This is a genomic window from Gilliamella sp. B3022 (assembly GCF_028751545.1).
Classification (GTDB): Bacteria; Pseudomonadota; Gammaproteobacteria; order Enterobacterales; family Orbaceae; genus Gilliamella.
In genome coordinates this window covers 439,278-455,506 of record NZ_CP071867.1, presented here as the reverse complement: position 1 = coordinate 455,506, position 16,229 = coordinate 439,278, and the positions used below count along the sequence as shown (strand labels likewise).

Below are 16,229 nucleotides of genomic sequence, written 5' to 3'. Positions count from 1 at the left end.
ATACGTTTCTGTATGGAAATAAAAGAATAATGGATATATATCAGAAAGATAGCATCAAAAATAAAAATTTAAGGAATTTATGATATTAACTCAAGTGAGTGATCGACTACTCAACCCTAATAATTTAAGTCAACATGATATTTTGCATTTGCTTGATATGTTAAGTTCAAGGCAAATTGATTTTGGAGATTTATACTTTTTATCTGGCTATTACGAAAGCTGGGTATTGGAAGATAGCATTATCAAAAATGCTTCTTTCCATCGTGATCAAGGTGTTGGTGTTCGTGCAGTTGTTGGCGAAAAAACGGGTTTTGCCTATACTGATCAGCTTTCTCTAACTCGTTTAGAGCAAAGCGTATTGGCAGCCAATTCCATTACTAAACAGCAACCTCCTATTGTTGTTACGCCGCTTAGAACAGCTAAAACCGTACCATTGTATCCATCAATTAATCCAATTAATTCTTTTTCTCAAGAGCAAAAAATTGCATTGCTGCGACATATTGATCAGTTAGCAAGGTCAATTGATAAAAATGTAATTGAAGTATCAGCCAGTTTAACGGGTAGTTACGAAGAAATTTTGATTGCAGGTACTGACGGTACACTATGTGCCGATATCCGTCCATTAGTTCGTTTATCTGTTTCGGTTATTGTAGAAAAAGATGGAAAACGTGAGCGTGGTGGTAGTGGCGGTGGAGGTCGTTTTGGTTATGAGTATTTTTTGAACATTAATCCTAAGGCGTCTGAAAGCTTTGCTGATAGTTATACTCGTGAAGCTGTGCGGATTGCATTGGTTTCATTATCTGCTAAAGCTGCTCCAGCAGGTACAATGCCAGTAATTTTAGGTGCGGGTTGGCCTGGTGTATTACTTCATGAAGCGGTAGGGCATGGTTTAGAAGGGGATTTTAATCGCAAAAACAGCTCGGTGTTTTCAGGAAAAATTGGTGAAAAAGTTACTTCGGAACTCTGTACAATTGTCGATGATGGAACAATTGAAAATCGCAGGGGATCATTATCAATTGATGACGAAGGTACAGTAAGTCAAAAAACTGTTCTTATCGAAAAAGGTATTTTAAAAGGTTATATGTTTGATAAGATGAATGCTAAATTAATGAATACATATTCAACCGGTAATGGGCGTCGTGAAGGCTATGCATGTTTACCTATGCCAAGAATGACCAACACTTATATGTTAGCAGGAGAATCGTCTTTCAACGACATTATCAACAGTGTAGATTATGGTCTTTATGCACCTAATTTTTCTGGCGGTCAAGTTGATATTACTTCGGGTAAATTTGTTTTTTCAACATCAGAAGCTTATTTGATTGAAAAAGGAAAAATAACTACGCCAGTTAAAGGTGCAACTTTGATTGGCTCCGGCATTGAAACCATGCAACAAATATCGATGGTAGGGAACGATCTTACATTAGATTCAGGTGTAGGCATTTGTGGTAAAGCTGGACAAAGTGTTCCTGTAGGAGTTGGACAACCCACTTTAAAAGTGGATAACTTAACCGTTGGTGGAACGATTAATAACTAATAATTATAAATGAAATGGGAAATTAAATAGATGGAAACAATCATTACTCTTTATCATGCTTTTGTTAATCTGGATGTGGCAACGCTATCAAATCCTAATGTGCTTTGGACGCTTTACGGTATGTTATTTGTCGTTATTTTATTAGAAAATGGCGTTTTACCAGCAGCATTCTTACCAGGTGATAGTTTATTATTCTTAACTGGAGTATTGATTAGTCTCGACGTTTTTCATTTTGGTTTAATAAATGTTATTTTAATTGCTGGAGCCGCTTTAGGTACTTGGTTAGGTTATGCACAAGGTCTTTGGTTAGGTAACACTAAGCTTGTACAAAGCTGGATGGAACATGTTCCAGAAAAATATCATAAAAAATCAGAAGTTTTATTCCATAAATATGGATTACAAGCTCTTTTTATTGGGCGATTTATTGCTTTTGTACGTACGTTATTACCTATCATGGCGGGATTATCAGGATTACATAGTCGAAAATTTCATATTTATAACTGGATAAGTGCAACATTATGGATCTTCTTAATTGTAACATTAGGTTATTTATTTGGTTTATCGCCAGTTTTTAATAAATATGAAAAACAAATCATGTCTCTTCTTATGTTGATTCCAGTTTTATTATTATTATTAGGATTAATTTTCTCGTTGTGGCTTGCTTTTAAACGTTGGTTAGCAAAGAAGAAGCAATCTTGAGATTTAATTTTACAGATGAATTTATAAATAAGAGGGCGAAATTAACCGATAAGCCGGGTTCTGTCGTGGACAATCATTCCTCTAGGCTAATACTCACGCATTAGCTCAAGCAGTCTACCCGGATTCAACGCGGGCCGCGCCAATGAATCCCTATTTGACCTTGCTCCGAGTGGAGTTTACCGTGCCACAACTGTTACCAGTTGCGCGGTGCGCTCTTACCGCACCCTTTCACCCTTACCTGTTCTTATAAATAAGCCATCGGCGGTATACTTTCTGTTGCACTAGTCGTGAATGTTCGCTCACGCCAACATCCCCCAGGCGTTACCTGGCACTCTGCCCTATGGAGCCCGGACTTTCCTCCCCTTTGTTTGTTTCCTTTTTACAAAGGACAATAACAAAGCAGCGATTGTCTGGTTAATCTCGTTAATGAGTATAACTTAATGTATGATTTTGTCCAGTAATGTCTGTTCTTAATTAGATAGATGGGTAAAGTGTATACTTTTTTATACGGTTATTATCGGAAAAAGATAGAGTTGCTCTTAAATGAAGTAAAATAATTCACGCTAATAGCACATTATAGCAATGTGCTATCGGTATAAATAAAGTAAGTGTAACTACCATCTTTTATGTTCATGATTTTCATCATAATTATACCAAGTTACTACGCCTTTCGAAATGATAACATCCAATGTTCCGCTGATAGCATTAGATTGGGTCTCACCAATAATTAAATGGCTGGTTGAGCTTTTTCTAATGTATTTATATGTCCATTGTACTTCATCAGAATTAATCACTTTCTTACTTGCCGGTTCACCAAATAACGATATTATTTGTGCTTCAGTTGTTGAACCTTCAACTATACTACTAACTTTGTCTTTACTTAGTGGTGTACCTTGTTCAATAAAATTATTTTGTGTACAACCCGATAATAATATGATTGAGAATAAAGCGATAAAGAACTTATTAACATTTTTCATTATATTGTAACCTGATAATTAATATTTTTTCTCCATGAATGTGAATGATAGCATATGTTTGGTAACGTTCAAGATCTACAAAAAACTTAATCTACATCAAGATAGAAATGTTGTTTTTATTTCTATATGTTTCCATAATTTCATCACTCTTTATTAATTTTTTTTTGTTTAGTCATGGATTTTCGCTTTTTTTTCTTCTTAAGTCGTAGTACGCGCTTTATCGGTTGATTGGTTATGGAATCTATATAACGACTGGGCCAAATTTCATGTGGCTCCATATTTAATGCTTGTGCAATAATAAATTCTCCTTTTGTCCAAGGTCTAGCTAAAGCATTACTCAATGTCGATGAACTTAAACCTGATTGTCGAGAAAGATTAGCAAGCGTTGTGCCTTTCTTTTTTAGTGCGGCAATAATATCTGCAGGATGCCAATCACTAGAATCAATTTTCATTTTTTATTTCCTCTTAGTTTATAACCTTGTATATCTATGATATGCTTTGATGTTACTTAAACAAGTAAGTTTATAATCTAACTATAGTTATTTATGACTTCTTGTTTCTTATTTATTGTATCAAAGTTTCTTTAATTTCTATAATTTTTTCTTATTGTGTTAAAATGGGATAGTAAAATGAAAGAATGGTTCTCATCAAAAGAGCTATCAAGTATTGCCGGGATGCCATCAACGATACAAGGTGTTAATCGTAAAGCAAGAGCTGAAAATTGGACTGCACGCAAAAGAACGGGTGTTAGAGGAAAGGCTTTAGAGTATCATATAAGCAGCTTACCTCTAAGTGTCAAAAAAGCATTATATCTTGAAGAAGAAAGTGCTACATATGTTGTTTCACCAATTGATCCATTGCAATTATGGATGACAGCATTTGAACAGTTATCTGTTGATGAAAAATCCATTGTTATATCGTGGTTAATGCGAAACGGCATTAAAGATTTTATAAGTTTTATTAATAAACATAAAAAAGATAGTTAGTGTTATTGCGCAAGCTGCGATATACTTTAACGCTAGTAAAAAATCAATTTAGTTGCTATGGAATAAACAATGGAAAGTCAGTTTCAATTAACAAATAGTAAAGATATTATTGTATATTTAGCTCAACAATTTCCAAATTGTTTTACTCTTGAAGGTGAAGCAAAACCTTTAAAAATTGGAATTTTTCAAGATATCCTTTCTCGCTTGGATGATGAGGCGCTAAGTAAAACAAAACTTCGTGTTGCCTTACGCGCTTATACCATGAGTTGGCGCTATTTATATAGTATTAAAGAAGGCGCTCATCGTGTTGATTTAGATGGAAATCTAAATGAACTTATAAGCAAAGAACAAATGGAATATGCTCAACAACAATTAAAAGAAAGTAAACAGAAAGCTAAAGAGCGTTTAAAAGAGCGAACACAAAAAGAAAAACGTAAAAATTCACGTCCGTCTGTCAAAAAAGCCAAAACATTAAAAATAGGTGATTATGTTAAAGTAATATTAGGTAATAAACCGTTAAAAGTACAAATCATTAATATTGAAAAAGAGCATATCAAAGTAAATGTCGGATCTGGTATGGAATTAACTGTTAAACCTGAGCATATTATTACCAAATAGAGAATTTGAATGAATAAATTACTCAAAGGCACTATTAAATTAAGCCTTGCACTATGCATTGTAAGTCTAAGTGTACAGGCCAAACAGCCTGTCGCTGAACAATTACCAATACTTAAACAAGATGATGTTCATCAAGTTGTAGCTAAGCGAGTAACAAATTTTTTTACTCAAGCACATTATCGTAACTTTGCATTAGACGGTGCATTTTCAGCTAAAATTTTTGATCGCTATTTTAAAATGCTAGATGGTAGTAAAGCGATATTCATTCAAGACGATATCGATACTTTCCGCAACAGGCAAGAGTTATTAGGTCAAGAATTATTTGATGGTAATTTAAAAACGGCATACGATATCTATAATCTTGCAATGCGTAAACGTTATGAACGTTATAAATATGCGCTTAAAGTTTTACAATCTCCAATGGATTTTTCGACTAACGATGAAATTGATTTTAATCGTGAAGATATATCTTGGGCAATTACTGAAAAAGAGCTCGATTCTTATTGGAATAAGCGTGTTAAATATGATGAGCTTAGCTTATCTTTATCTGGAAAAACTGAAACTCAAATTCGAGAAATATTGACCAAACGTTATAATCGAGTTTTAAAAACTATTGAACAATCAAATAATGAAGATGCTTTCCAAGTCTTTATGAATGCATTTGCGCGAGAAATAGATCCTCATACCAGTTATTTAGCACCACGTAAAAAACGTGATTTTGATTCGGAAATGAGTTTATCTTTTGAAGGTATAGGTGCAACACTTAGTCAACAAGACGATTATACAGTAATCATGTCTTTTGTTACTGGCGGACCGGCTGAAAAAAGTAAATCAATTGCCGTAGGTGATAAAATTATCGGTGTTGGGCAAAGTAATTCTCCTATAGAAGATGTAATTGGTTGGCGTTTAGATGATATCGTTGACAAAATTCGAGGTCCGAAAGGAACAGTGGTTAAACTTGAAATATTGCCCGCGGGTAACAATAGTAAACCAAAAATTATTGAACTTACTCGAGATAAAATTCACTTTGAAGATCGTGAAGCAAAATTAAATATTGTCGATAACCCGCGAGGAAAAGTTGGTATTATTGATATACCAAGTTTTTATATGGGATTAACCGATAAAGTCGAATCTCTTTTATTGGATGCTAATAAAGCTAAGTTACAAGGTCTGGTTATTGATTTACGTAATAATGGTGGGGGTTCTTTAGCGGAGGTTATCTCTTTGACAGGACTTTTCATTGATTATGGACCAGTAGTTCAAGTTCGCGATAATCTTCAAAAAGTAATTGTTTATGATGATAAAAATAAAGGTATTGAATATACAGGTCCCATTGTTGTAATGGTCAATCGTTATAGCGCTTCTGCTTCAGAGATATTTGCTGCAGCGTTACAAGATTATGGTCGAGCTGTAATAGTCGGTGAAACAACTTATGGTAAAGGGACTGTTCAAACCTCACGAAATATTGCTTATCAAACAGATGCCAGACTCCATCCTAATTGGCCCGAGTTAGGTGGTGTACAATATACTGTACAGAAGTTTTATCGTATCAATGGAGGGAGTACACAACTTAAAGGTGTTGAACCCGATATTGAAATGGGCAAAACAAAATATGACGATGAAACAGGTGAACGTTTTTTAGATAATGCCATGCCATGGGATAAAATACCATCATCTGAATATTTAACGCTGACTAATATAAAACCAATATTGCCTTATTTGAAATCAGAACATTTAACTCGAATTTCAAATAATCCAGAATTTGTTTATATCGATCAAGATATTCAAGAGCTTAATGATAAAAAAGAACGTCGGTATATTGTGTCTCTCAATAAAAAGAATCGTGAAGCTGAACAAAAAAGTTATGAAGATCGTGATTTAAAAAGAACCAATGAACGTTTAGCTCGTGAAGGTAAACCACCCATTTCTAAATTAGAAGATTTACCTAAAGATTATAAGCAACCAGATGCTTATTTAAATGAATCAGTCGAAATTCTTTTGGATTTAGCGCCTAAATATCCAAATATTGAGGTAAAAAAATCAACTCAAGAGGTTATTTCACTTAGTTCACCAATTAATAAATAGGTTTTGGTCAATAACAGAATTATTGGAGAAAATTTAAGATGTGTACAGATTTAAAATTTGCTTTAATGACAACAGTTGCAATTCTATCCGTTTTAGTTGTGTTTGGTATCATTGTTTTTACGCATTAAAAAAACTTGATTAATTAGCTTGAGATTATTATAGTATGCAACCTGCTTTTTCTAAAGCAGGTTGTAAATATAAGGTGAGGTGTCCGAGTGGTTGAAGGAGCACGCCTGGAAAGTGTGTATACGGCAACGTATCAAGGGTTCGAATCCCTTCCTCACCGCCATATTTATTTTAGTTTTTGGAAATGAAGAATCTTTTGTTCAATGTGATTTACATATATCATTTTCAATATTATATTAGTGCATTTCCTCATTATAATGTGATCGGAAGTGACGAGTTATACCTTCCCTCTCCTTAATCATTGGAGCCATTATGGAAAACTTACGCACGGTTCAGGATTTTATACGCTGGACATCATCGCAACTTAGTTTATCAGATGCTTTTTTAGGTCACGGAACTGATAATCCTATCGATGAAGCTAAACAACTTATCTTAACCACTTTGGGTTTATCACTGTTTATTCCTACCGAATTTTATTCAGCAAATCTTACAAATGATGAAAAACAAGGGCTTTTCAATGTAATCCAAAGACGGATTCATGATCGAGTGCCAACACCATATTTAACGAATCAAGCATGGTTTTGTGGACATAGTTTTTATATTGATGAACGAGTCTTAATTCCTCGTTCTCCGATTGGTGAATTAATTGATAATCACTTCCAATCTTTATTATCCCAATCACCCCAACAGATTTTAGATCTCTGTACAGGTAGTGGATGTATTGGTATTGCGTGTGCTTACGCTTTTCCTGATGCACAAGTTGATATTACTGATATTTCATTAGAAGCATTAGATGTAGCACAACAAAATATCGACTTGCATCAAATGAATTTCCAAGTAACACCAATGCTATCTGATTTATTCAATGATATTCCAACAAAACAATATGATCTTATTGTTACCAATCCTCCTTACGTTGATAATGAAGATATGGACGATTTGCCTGATGAGTTTTCCTATGAGCCTAAATTAGCACTTGAAGCAGGATTTGATGGTTTAGATATCGTTAAACGAATTTTAAGTGATGCAATTAATTATTTATCACCACAAGGTGTATTAGTTTGTGAGGTAGGAAATAGCTGGGTTCACTTACAAGAGCAATATCATCAAGTACCTTTTCAGTGGTTGCAATTTGAACGAGGTGGGTTAGGTGTTTTTTCTATCACTCGAGAAAAGCTGATTCAATATCATCACTGTTTTATTTAGGCTATTTTCAATATTCGGAAAAATTATTATGGCTGGAAACTCAATAGGAAAATTATTTAAAGTCACAACATTTGGAGAGTCACATGGTATTGCTTTAGGTTGTGTTGTTGATGGTGTGCCTCCTGGGCTCGCTTTGACTGAGTCAGATATGCAACATGATCTTGATCGTCGTCGTCCAGGTTCCTCGCGTTATACTACTCAACGGCGTGAAGCTGACCAAATAAAAATCTTATCAGGCGTTTTTGAGGGGGTAACAACTGGTACTAGCATTGGTCTATTAATTGAGAATACCGATCAACGTTCACAAGACTACAGCAAAATTAAAGATATTTTTAGACCAAGCCATGCTGATTTCACTTATCAACATAAATACGGGATCCGCGATTATCGTGGTGGTGGGCGTTCTTCGGCACGTGAAACTGCGATGCGAGTTGCTGCTGGTGCAATAGCAAAAAAATATTTGTATGAAAAATTAGGGATCACCATTCGCGGCTATCTAGCCCAAATGGGTGAGATAAAATGTCAATTAAAAGATTGGCAACAAGTTGAAAAAAATCCATTTTTTTGTGCTGATGAAAGTAAACTTGAAAAATTAGATGAATTATTAAGATCATTAAAAAAAGAAGGTGATTCAATAGGGGCGAAGGTTTGCATTGTAGCTGAAAATGTACCAGTTGGTTTAGGTGAACCTGTATTTGATAGATTAGATGCCGAACTTGCCCATGCACTAATGAGCATAAATGCTGTAAAAGGTGTAGAAATCGGTGATGGTTTTGATGTTATTAGTAAACGTGGTAGTGAAAACCGTGATGAAATAACTCCACAAGGTTTCTTATCTAACCATGCTGGTGGTATTTTGGGTGGAATTAGCTCAGGGCAAACTATTTTAACGAGTATTGCATTAAAACCGACGCCAAGTATTGAAATCGCAAGTCAATCTATCAACATTCATGGTGAGAGTGTTAAAGTATCAACACATGGACGGCACGATCCGTGTGTCGGTATAAGGGCTGTGCCAATTGCTGAAGCAATGGTTGCTATTGTTTTAATGGATCACTATCTTCGTTATCGGGCCCAGTGTAATGATATGAATAAATTATGAGTGATGAACTCTTATTATTATTATTTGCTCTTGCTACTTTAGCTGGATTTATTGATTCAATTGCTGGTGGTGGAGGATTATTAACCGTACCTGCATTATTGGCAGTTGGCTTACCTCCAGCGAGCGCCTTAGCCACTAATAAATTACAAAGCTGTGGTGGATCATTTTCAGCCAGTCTTTACTTTATTCGTGAACGCATGGTTGATTTAAAACAGCAAAAATGGGCGATTATATGTGCTTTTATCGGCTCGGCGCTTGGCACATTATCAGTCATGCATATACAAGCGAACTTTTTAAAATTATTATTACCCATTTTAACCATCAGTGTAGGGCTCTATTTCTTATTATCCCCAACCATTGGGGTAAATGATCGTAAAAGTCGCTTAACCATAATCCAATTTGCCATATTACCAGCGTTAATAATCGGATTTTATGATGGATTCTTTGGTCCCGGAGCAGGCTCATTCTACGCACTTGCCTATATCTCTCTAGCTGGTTTTAATTTAACCAAAGCCACTGCACACACGAAAGTACTTAATTTTACTTCTAACTTAGCGGGTTTAATCTTTTTTATTGTTGGTGGAGAAGTGGTTTGGTCAATTGGTTTAGTCATGCTTGTAGGCCAATTTATTGGTGCAAGGTTAGGAGCAAAAATGGTTATCACCAAAGGGCGAAAACTAATAAGGCCCATGCTTATTACCGTCTCGACCATTATGAGTATCAAACTCTTCTATGAAAACTTCTTTTAGTGATTCAGTTTTACACTTAAACGTATGTTTTTTCTTTTATGCTCTGGCTGGCACTTTATAGGTGAATGTAAAAACAAAAAACAAAACGGTATACACTCCTGAATATTTTTTACAACTTAAATGATCATTTACTTATAAAACACGATATTCAAAAAATTCATTCGTCACACTAAAATTTCATTTATTAGCTTATCTTATTGGTCGGTTGTAACCCATTTTTATCACTTTGCCATCCGTTATTTTGTCAAAAATTTTGAACAAAAGGGGGGACGATTCCGTAAAAAGGATTATTCAGCTATTAAAACTTAACCAACGTTCCGTGCAAAATGTTCAAAAACCATTGGTAAAAGTTCAATTCGGTTTCTCTTTTTTTGATAATGCTAAGGCAATAAGCTTGATGGATATTTCATTAATTTATTAATGATATCAGTAAGTTATATTTATAATTCAAATTTAAAGAATTTTAAAAAAAGATTGCAAAATATACGAAAAGAGTGTTTTATAATCTTTTTTAGATTATTTGTTAACGTCAATTCAACTCAGGTTATAGTAACATGGTTATTATTGGTTTTGTTCCGGCTGGCAATGTGATCGGTTGGATCATGCCGTTGCTCACCCTGATGCACCGTCAATAGAGTTTGGTAAAAGGATACCGAACGGATATCACAAGGATCTGATGCGTGTCCGAATCCTTACCCTAATTGAAAATAACTGAAATCACTTCCAAAGCTAAAGCCGGGTTAAAAAAACACGGCATGCCTAAAGGGTAGCAAGGAAAGTGCAATAATGTCAGCATGGGACAATATCTTAAACTGAAAAATCCACCCAATTTTTAGATCATGGGCAACAAGTCCGGGCAAATAATTTTGCCATTATTATAATTGTCAGGTAATAAACCATTCAAAATGGCATTAATCCGATTATCGAATAAGGGATTTTAACCTATGCACAGGGAAGCAGAATCTTATTAGTCCAGTAGGTATAGAGGGCTCAGACAGCACCTTTGCCAATCAGGGTGATATAAACCTGCAAGCCCAAAATGCCCAAGTTAATCTGGTCACTAAGCAGGACATCAAAATCAGCATTAAAAGCATTGAGTTATGGACAGCGGATCATATGTATATAAAAAGCAATACCATGTAAAAATGGTTTGATCGCTGCTATTTTATTAAAAGAATTAGAGCGAAAAAATTTGATGATTTAGGCAAAGTACTCACTGAATAGCGTCAAGCACGATAGAAGATGTTTTAATATGTATAGCGAATTTTTATAAGGAGCTTATCAAAGCCATTTAACTATTTTCCTTGATGTGTAGAAAACTGCTGTTTTGCTCTCGCTAGTTGGTCTTAACGCTTCAGTTCGTACGTTGAAGCTGAATGTAGAAATATATTGGTAAAGAATAAGTTTCAAAAATTAAATTTTATGTTATTTTAGTTAATTCAAATTACATAGTATTCTCAAATAAGCTAAGTACAAAATGATAATTGAAGTATTAGATATAAATTTTGATTATAATGGCGTTTTACAGGTCATTCATCCTGTTATTATACAAGATGATAATAATATGATATTAATTGATGCTGGGTATCCTTGTCAGTTCAACTTATTTGAACAAGAAGCAAAAAAAAAGGATCTAAATTTAAATAAGTTATCTCATATTATTATTACACATCATGATTTTGATCATATTGGCTCATTAGCTGATTTTAAAAAAAAATATCCTTATATTAAAATATTGTCATCTAATGTAGAAAAAGCATATATCGAAAAAAGAAGAAAACCTTTGCGTTTAGAACAAGCAGAAAAAAGATATTCTTCCTTATCTGATGATGAAAAAAAGCAGGCTATTACTTTCCATAATATATTAGAAAGTATAGAAAGGGTTGAAGTTACTGATATTTTAAGTAATCACCAAATTTTAGCTATAAGTCAAGGTGTTGAGGTTATTTTTACACCAGGACATACTGAAGGTCACATATCCTTATATATTAAGGAAACCAAAACGCTTATAGCTGGTGATGCATTGGTTTTGGTTGATGATCGACTAATTATTCCTTATCCAGAATTTGCTTATGACTTATCTCAAGCACAAAGTTCAGTGAAAAGTTTATTTCATTACCAAATTGAAGAAGTGATTTGTTATCATGGCGGTATTTATAAAGGAAACTGGCAAGATATATTAATATTAGATAATTGGTGAGTAGAATAATTATCGAGGAAATTAAAAATTAATTACAGTTATGATCCATATCATGAATAAAAAGTTATATTAAATTAGTTTATCTATTTTGTGTAATTAGAGTTTTGGACTGTAGTTTTTTATTGCGCTTGTAATTATATTTTGTATATAGTTGAATTTATTTTGCAAAATGATTTGTTTATAACAATCAATTAAGTGATGCTATGAAACTTCAACAGTTACGTTATATTTTAGAAATTGCCCGCTCAGGTTCAATAAATGAAGCGGCTAAAAATTTATATATTACCCAACCCAGTTTATCAACTGCCGTTAAAGAATTAGAAACAGAATTTGGTATTGAGATTTTTGTGCGTACGTCAAAAGGGGTTTCACTTTCAACCGATGGTGTGGAATTTTTAGGGTATGCTAAGCAAGTATTGGATCAAGCTGAACTGTTAGAGCAACACTATGCTAAAAAAGCACCATCGAAACAGTTATGTAGCATTTCAACTCAGCATTATGCATTTGCAGTCAACGCTTTTGTTAATCTTATTAAAAAAAATCACACCGATGAATACGAGTTTACATTACGAGAAACTAGAACTTACGATATCATTACTGATGTGGCTAATTTACGTAGCGAAGTCGGCATTTTATATATTAATGATTTTAATCAAAAGGTTATTTTACGTTTATTAAAAGAGCATCGGCTGACTTTTAATCCTCTGTTTGAAGCGGATCCTCATGTATTTATCAGTACTAATCATCCTTTAGCTGATATGAAATTACTAACTTTACATGATTTAGAAGAGTATCCTTACTTATCGTTTGAACAAGGTGAGTATAATTCGTTTTATTTTTCGGAAGAGATTTTGAGTACGGTATATCATAAAAAAAGTATTCATGTTAGTGATAGAGCAACTTTGTTCAATTTACTACATGGTTTAAATGGTTATACTATAAGTACGGGAATATTAAGCACAGATTTGAATGGTTCTGATATTATATCTATACCGCTCAAAGTGAAAGAAAAAATATTAGTAGGGTGGATTACCTCTCAAAAAGTACAATTGAGTATTTCGGCACAAAATTATATTGAAGCACTTAAAAAACTCATTCAAGAAGAGTATGGCTATACCATTAAATGATGCCAGTGCAATAAAAACAAATCAAATTGCTATTTCAGTAAATTCTAGTATAATTGCGCACGATTCATATATCTAGTATATGAATATCGAGGAGTGTCTGAATTAGAGATCGGTCATTCCATATTTTATGTTAATTTAAGAGGTTTATTATGTCTCTAACTGTAGAAGCTAAAGCGAAAATCGTTGCCGACTTTGGTCGTGGTACTAACGACACTGGTTCAACTGAAGTTCAAGTTGCACTTTTAACTGCACGCATTAATGACTTACAAGGTCATTTTTCTGAACATAAGAAAGATCACCATAGTCGTCGTGGTTTGTTACGCATGGTATCTAGTCGTCGTAAATTATTAGATTATTTACGTCGTAAAGATTTCGAACGTTATAGCCAACTGATTCAAAAATTAGGTTTACGTCGCTAATTTATAATCTACTAGGAAAGAGGCTTAGGCCTCTTTTTCGTTGTGAAAAATTAGGGCTCTGATATAATGCTGAGTTCGAAAAGTAAAAGATTATATCTCATGTTTCGCGCGACTAATGAGAGTTCTATAATTTATAGATTTGTCATTAGTCGTGACAGTGAAATAATCTTTTGTTGATCATTCCCACATTGTTGAAGTAAGTATCATAACTAAAGTTGTGCTGATCTCTATCAAAATATCAAACTTCAACAAAATTACTACAAGAGGACATTATTTTGTTTAATCCGACATATCAAAAATTTCAATATGGTCGTCATACCGTCACTTTAGAAACAGGCATTATGGCTCGTCAAGCAACTGCTGCTGTAATGGTTAATATGGATGATACTGCTGTATTTGTAACGGTTGTTGCTGACAAGAAAGTTAAAGAAGGCCAAGACTTCTTCCCTTTAACAGTTAATTACCAAGAACGTACTTATGCAGCTGGGCGTATTCCTGGCGGATTTTTTAAACGTGAAGGCCGGCCAAGTGAAGGGGAAACTCTCATTGCTCGTTTGATCGACCGACCACTTCGTCCTTTATTTCCTGAAGGCTTTGTTAATGAGATTCAGATTATTGCCACGGTTGTATCAGTTAATCCAGATGTTAGTCCTGATTTGGTTGCTATGATTGGTGCTTCTGCTGCGCTATGCCTATCTGGTGTGCCTTTCCATGGTCCAATTGGTGCAGCTCGTGTGGGCTTGATAAATGATGAATTTGTTTTAAATCCTTCAGTAAAAGAGCTAGCGACAAGTCGTTTAGACTTAGTGGTTGCTGGTACTAAAAGTGCGGTTTTAATGGTTGAATCTGAAGCAGATTTATTAACTGAAGATCAAATGTTGGCGGCGGTCGTTTTCGGTCATGAGCAACAACAAGTTGTCATTGATAATATTAATGAGTTTGTGACTAAAACTAATTGCGAAAAATGGGATTGGGTTGCACCAGTTAAAAATGAAGCACTTTATAATGCTGTTTCTGAATTAGCAAAAGATCGCTTAGGTGAAGCGTATCGAATTACTGAAAAACAAGCGCGCTATGCTCAAATCGATTTAATTAAAGAAGAGGTATTAGCGGCACTTAAAGAGAAAGATGAAGAACTTGATGAAAACGAAGTTATCAATATTATTGTTGATTTAGAAAGTCAAATCGTTCGTCAACGCGTTATTGCTGGTGAACCACGTATTGATGGTCGCGAAAAAGATATGATTCGTGCGCTTGATATTCGTACGAATGTCTTACCTAGAACTCACGGTAGTGCATTATTTACTCGTGGTGAAACTCAAGCATTAGTAACAGCCACTTTAGGTACTGAACGTGATGCTCAAATTATTGATGAGTTGACCGGTGAATACACTGAACGCTTTTTATTGCATTATAACTTCCCTCCGTATTCTGTTGGTGAAACAGGTATGGTTGGTTCACCAAAACGCCGTGAGATTGGTCATGGTCGTTTAGCTAAACGTGGTGTTGCAGCTGTAATGCCGAGTATAGAAGAGTTTCCTTACACGGTTCGCGTTGTTTCTGAAATTACGGAATCTAATGGTTCTTCTTCAATGGCTTCTGTATGTGGTGCGTCATTAGCACTTATGGATGCTGGTGTACCAATTAAGTCCTCCGTTGCTGGTATTGCAATGGGGCTAGTGAAGGAAGGCGATAAATTTGTCGTTTTATCTGATATTTTAGGTGATGAAGATCATCTTGGTGATATGGACTTTAAAGTAGCGGGTACCCGTGAAGGTGTAAGTGCATTACAAATGGATATCAAGATTGAAGGTATCACGAAAGAAATTATGCAAATTGCGCTTAATCAAGCAAAAGGTGCTCGTTTACATATTTTAGGCGTGATGGAACAAGCTATTAATAAACCTCGTCAAGAGATTTCAGAGTTTGCACCACGTATTTATACCATGAATGTCAATCCGGACAAAATTCGCGATATTATTGGAAAAGGTGGCGCAACGATTAGAGCCTTGACCGAAGAGACGGGTACCACTATTGAAATCACTGATGATGGTACTGTTAAAATTGCTGCTTCAGACAGCAATAAAGCGAAAGACGCAATGGCGCGCATTAATAATTTAGTTGCAGATGTTGAAATTGACAAAATTTATGCAGGTAAAGTTACACGGATTGTTGATTTTGGTGCTTTTGTATCAATTATTGGTGGTAAAGAAGGTCTTGTCCATGTATCACAGATTGCAGATCATCGTGTTGAAAAAGTCTCTGATTATTTAAAAGTTGGACAAGAAGTGAATGTTAAAGTGTTAGAAATTGATCGACAAGGTCGGATTCGTTTGAGCATGAAAGATGCTGTAGAACCAACAACAGAAGCAGCTCAAACTACCGAATAAAAAATTAT

At 34.6% G+C, this 16,229-nt stretch carries 15 protein-coding genes, 1 tRNA gene and 1 other RNA gene; 14 read left to right on the top strand and 3 right to left on the bottom strand.

The features are described from left to right. Positions 1-79 precede the first annotated feature (79 nt). Together tldD and J4T76_RS01950 are read left to right on the top strand one after the other, a co-directional pair. A complete protein-coding gene (tldD, locus tag J4T76_RS01955; protein ID WP_267345234.1) occupies positions 80-1,537 on the top strand; it encodes a metalloprotease TldD in 1,458 nt (485 codons plus the stop codon). Between the two features lie 30 nt (positions 1,538-1,567). Further along, on the top strand, positions 1,568-2,236 hold the full coding sequence (locus tag J4T76_RS01950) for a DedA family protein (RefSeq protein ID WP_267339443.1): 669 nt from the start codon (positions 1,568-1,570) through the stop codon (positions 2,234-2,236). Between the two features lie 33 nt (positions 2,237-2,269). Here J4T76_RS01950 and rnpB read toward each other — a convergent pair. The 3 genes from rnpB to J4T76_RS01935 form a co-directional block, all read right to left on the bottom strand. Further along, positions 2,270-2,658: RNase P RNA component class A (gene rnpB, locus J4T76_RS01945), an RNA gene on the bottom strand. Positions 2,659-2,850: 192 nt separating this feature from the next. Then, complete coding sequence (locus tag J4T76_RS01940) at positions 2,851-3,213, bottom strand: hypothetical protein (protein ID WP_267339442.1); 363 nt, start codon at positions 3,211-3,213, stop codon at positions 2,851-2,853. Between the two features lie 143 nt (positions 3,214-3,356). Continuing rightward, complete coding sequence (locus J4T76_RS01935) at positions 3,357-3,665, bottom strand: helix-turn-helix domain-containing protein (RefSeq protein WP_274460506.1); 309 nt, start codon at positions 3,663-3,665, stop codon at positions 3,357-3,359. Positions 3,666-3,842: 177 nt separating this feature from the next. On the opposite strand from J4T76_RS01935, the gene J4T76_RS01930 reads away from it, so the two are divergent. The 12 genes from J4T76_RS01930 (at position 3,843) to pnp (ending at position 16,221) form a co-directional block, all read left to right on the top strand. Then, positions 3,843-4,199, top strand: coding sequence for a DNA-binding protein (locus tag J4T76_RS01930; RefSeq protein ID WP_267339441.1), 357 nt, complete (start codon positions 3,843-3,845; stop codon positions 4,197-4,199). 69 nt (positions 4,200-4,268) lie between these two features. After that, entirely contained in the window at positions 4,269-4,817 is a 549-nt protein-coding gene (gene proQ, locus J4T76_RS01925; RefSeq protein ID WP_267339440.1) for an RNA chaperone ProQ, read from the top strand. 9 nt (positions 4,818-4,826) lie between these two features. Then, positions 4,827-6,902 (top strand): carboxy terminal-processing peptidase, encoded by a 2,076-nt coding sequence (gene prc, locus J4T76_RS01920; RefSeq protein WP_267339439.1) that lies wholly within the window; start codon positions 4,827-4,829, stop codon positions 6,900-6,902. 38 nt (positions 6,903-6,940) lie between these two features. Continuing rightward, positions 6,941-7,030 (top strand): cytochrome bd-I oxidase subunit CydH, encoded by a 90-nt coding sequence (gene cydH, locus J4T76_RS11805; protein WP_416380322.1) that lies wholly within the window; start codon positions 6,941-6,943, stop codon positions 7,028-7,030. Positions 7,031-7,103: 73 nt separating this feature from the next. Then, positions 7,104-7,191, top strand: a tRNA-Ser gene (locus tag J4T76_RS01915). Positions 7,192-7,340: 149 nt separating this feature from the next. Beyond that, positions 7,341-8,234 (top strand): 50S ribosomal protein L3 N(5)-glutamine methyltransferase, encoded by an 894-nt coding sequence (gene prmB, locus J4T76_RS01910; protein WP_267355725.1) that lies wholly within the window; start codon positions 7,341-7,343, stop codon positions 8,232-8,234. A gap of 28 nt (positions 8,235-8,262) precedes the next feature. Beyond that, on the top strand, positions 8,263-9,336 hold the full coding sequence (gene aroC / locus J4T76_RS01905; RefSeq protein WP_267354447.1) for a chorismate synthase: 1,074 nt from the start codon (positions 8,263-8,265) through the stop codon (positions 9,334-9,336). Then, positions 9,333-10,085, top strand: coding sequence for a TSUP family transporter (locus J4T76_RS01900; RefSeq protein ID WP_267339436.1), 753 nt, complete (start codon positions 9,333-9,335; stop codon positions 10,083-10,085). The genes aroC and J4T76_RS01900 overlap by 4 nt, the downstream gene beginning before the upstream one ends. Positions 10,086-11,562: 1,477 nt before the next feature. Beyond that, positions 11,563-12,285 (top strand): MBL fold metallo-hydrolase, encoded by a 723-nt coding sequence (locus tag J4T76_RS01895; protein ID WP_267339435.1) that lies wholly within the window; start codon positions 11,563-11,565, stop codon positions 12,283-12,285. A 203-nt stretch (positions 12,286-12,488) separates the two neighbouring features. Then, a complete protein-coding gene (locus J4T76_RS01890) occupies positions 12,489-13,412 on the top strand; it encodes a LysR family transcriptional regulator (RefSeq protein ID WP_267339434.1) in 924 nt (307 codons plus the stop codon). A 149-nt stretch (positions 13,413-13,561) separates the two neighbouring features. Beyond that, complete coding sequence (rpsO, locus tag J4T76_RS01885; protein WP_267339433.1) at positions 13,562-13,831, top strand: 30S ribosomal protein S15; 270 nt, start codon at positions 13,562-13,564, stop codon at positions 13,829-13,831. 275 nt (positions 13,832-14,106) lie between these two features. Beyond that, entirely contained in the window at positions 14,107-16,221 is a 2,115-nt protein-coding gene (gene pnp, locus J4T76_RS01880; RefSeq protein WP_416380323.1) for a polyribonucleotide nucleotidyltransferase, read from the top strand. Positions 16,222-16,229: the final 8 nt, after the last annotated feature.